The organism is Massilia sp. CT11-108 (assembly GCF_047302915.1).
Lineage (GTDB): Bacteria > Pseudomonadota > Gammaproteobacteria > Burkholderiales > Burkholderiaceae_D > Telluria > Telluria orientalis.
In genome coordinates this window covers 1-2442 of sequence record NZ_JBKYMO010000681.1, presented here as the reverse complement: position 1 = coordinate 2442, position 2442 = coordinate 1, and the positions used below count along the sequence as shown (strand labels likewise).

Below are 2442 nucleotides of genomic sequence, written 5' to 3'. Positions count from 1 at the left end.
GGACAGGTGGGCGCGCAGCGGTGCCTCGGCCACGGGCGGGGCGGACTGGGCGTGCGCGGCGCACGTGGCGGCGAGGAGCAGGGAAGCGGCACAGGTACGGAAAAACATGGTGAACGGCTCATGATCGATACAAAAACGCGATGGTAGCACCGCGTGTCGCACGTTGTCCGTATTGACACTCTATTAAAAAAATTGACCTTACATTCACGTTATAATCGGTAGAACGGACGTGCCAAGCCGAGGCCACGCCGCATGGCATGACAACCCCGACACCACCCCTGCATGGATAAAGACGAAAACCGAGCGCAACCGGCTCCCGCCGATCACGCCGCGCCGCTGATCCGGCCCTGGTCGCGCCTGGGCCGGCAACTGGTGCCACTGATCGGCGAAGGCGGTTTCGTCGCGTTGTTCACGCGCTCGGCGCGCCTGCTGGCGCCGCCGCGGGCGTGGCTCAGCGTCGACGCCACGCGCCGCACGAGCACGCTGCTGCTGACCGCTCTCGAGCAGGACCTGGCGGCGGCGGACCCCCAGGAAGCGGCCGCGACACACGATGAATTGATGGGTCTGTTCGTGCGGCAGCTGGGGACCCTCATCGGCCCCGCGTTGACGGCACGGCTGCTGTCCGAAACGGGTGCGGACGGCACGCCGCAAAAGAATCAGGAGGAGCACAAGCAATGAGCGGAAAAGTAACCCTGGAAAAACTGAGCACCGGTGTGCCAGGGCTCGATGTGCTTCTGGGCGGCGGCCTGACCGAGTTTTCGTTCACGCTGATCGCGGGTGCGCCCGGCAGCGGCAAGACGACGCTCGCGCACCAGATCATGTTCGCGCTCGCGAGCGAACAGCGGCGCGCGCTGTTCTTCACCGTGCTGGGCGAACCGCCGCTGAAGATGCTGCGCTACCAGCAGCAGTTCTCGTTCTTCGACATGGACAAGGTCGGACCGGCCGTCCGCTACGTCAACCTGGCCGACGACCTGCGCGCCGGCGATTTCAGCGGCGTGCTGGAACGGATCATGCGCGAAGTGGAGGACTTCGGCCCGAGCCTCGTGTTCGTCGATTCGTTCCGCTCCGTCGTGCAGACGGCGCGCAGCGGCAACGAGGGCCTGTGGGACCTGCAGCACTTCGTCCAGGAGCTGGGTTCGCGCATGGCCACGTGGCAGGCGACCACGTTCCTGATCGGCGAATACAGCCAGGCCGACGTCGAGGCCAACCCGATCATCACGGTGGCCGACGGCATGATCGCGCTGTCGCACAACCTGGACGAGGACGCGGTGGTGCGCAAGATCCGCATCGTCAAGATGCGCGGCCAGGCCCACATGGCGGGCGCGCACACCTTGCGCATCACGGACGACGGCATCCGCGTCTACCCGCGCCTGCTCACGCCGCAGCCCGAGGCCTACCTGACCATCGCCGCCGATCCGGCCCGCATTCCGACCGGCGTCGCGGGCCTGGACGACATGCTGCACGGTGGCCTGCCGCAGGGCCACACGATGCTCGTCTCCGGCCCCACGGGGATCGGCAAGACGATCCTCGGCACGCGCTTCCTGCAGGCCGGGGCGGCGCAGGGCGAGAAGGGCGTCGCCGTGTTCTTCGAAAAACACACGGCGCGCCTGCACAACGCGGAACTGATCAAGCTGGTGCAGGGCGGCCAGGTGACGGTGCTGCAATCGCTGTCGCTGTCGCTCACGGTCGAGGAATTGCTGGACCAGCTGACGGAGGCGATCGAGCGCACGGGCGCGACGCGCGTCGTGATCGATTCGCTGTCGGAGATCGGCCTGTACCTCGCGCCGGAATTCCGCTACGACCTGCGCCTGTCCGTGCTCCGCACGCTGTCGCTGCTGGCGCGGCGCGGCGTCACCGCCATCGTCACCGTCGGCTACGAGGACAACACGCCGAACTGGCGCTTCTCGATCGACAACCTGTGCTTCCTGGCCGACGCGGTGCTGTCGATGCGCTTCGCCGAAATCGAGGGACACGTCTGCAAGTTCATGACGGTGGTGAAAGTGCGCGGCACGGACCACAGCAACGAGCTGCGCGAGTACCGCATCACCGACAAGGGCATCGAGGTCGATCCGCATGCGACGGAATTCGATGCCCTGATGTCCGGTTTCCCCACCCGGCGCCGGCCGCGCGACTGAGGGCGACGATGGGAACGTACGAGCAACAGCCGCCTGTTTCGGAACAACGTTCCTTCGATGAGTCCGCGCTGCTGGACCGTATCCGCGCGCTCGAAGCGGACGTGGCCAGTCTGCGCGAAGCGAACGAGCACCTCGTGCTGGCCACCGTCGACGCCCAGTACCAGCGCGAGGATGCCGAGGCGGTCAATCGCCGCCAGAACGAATTCCTCGCCATGCTGGCGCACGAGCTGCGCAACCCGCTGTCGCCGCTGGCGATGGCCGCGTCGCTGCTGGAACGCGACGCGGACGCCGCGCCGCAGCAGCTCAG

At 66.8% G+C, this 2442-nt stretch carries 3 protein-coding genes; all 3 read left to right on the top strand.

The window, feature by feature from the left end; translation table 11 throughout:
- Nucleotides 1–282 precede the first annotated feature (282 nt).
- Nucleotides 283–678: a hypothetical protein gene (locus ACEN88_RS29370; RefSeq protein ID WP_413345376.1), complete on the top strand. Its 396-nt coding sequence runs from the start codon at nucleotides 283–285 to the stop codon at nucleotides 676–678.
- The gene (locus ACEN88_RS29365; protein ID WP_413345374.1) at nucleotides 675–2135 is read left to right on the top strand and encodes an RAD55 family ATPase; all 1461 of its coding nucleotides are present in this window, start codon (nucleotides 675–677) and stop codon (nucleotides 2133–2135) included. Before ACEN88_RS29370 ends, ACEN88_RS29365 begins: the two co-directional genes overlap by 4 nt.
- Before the next feature lie 8 nt (nucleotides 2136–2143).
- Nucleotides 2144–2442 (top strand): histidine kinase dimerization/phospho-acceptor domain-containing protein (locus ACEN88_RS29360; protein ID WP_413345372.1); only part of this gene is annotated, 299 nt, incomplete at its 3' end.

Excerpts from the sequence above, each read along its gene's own strand:
- ACEN88_RS29365 (WP_413345374.1), top strand. The coding sequence starts at position 675 with ATGAGCGGAAAAGTAACCCTGGAAAAACTGAGCACCGGTGTGCCAGGG.
- ACEN88_RS29370 (WP_413345376.1), top strand. The coding sequence starts at position 283 with ATGGATAAAGACGAAAACCGAGCGCAACCGGCTCCCGCCGATCACGCC.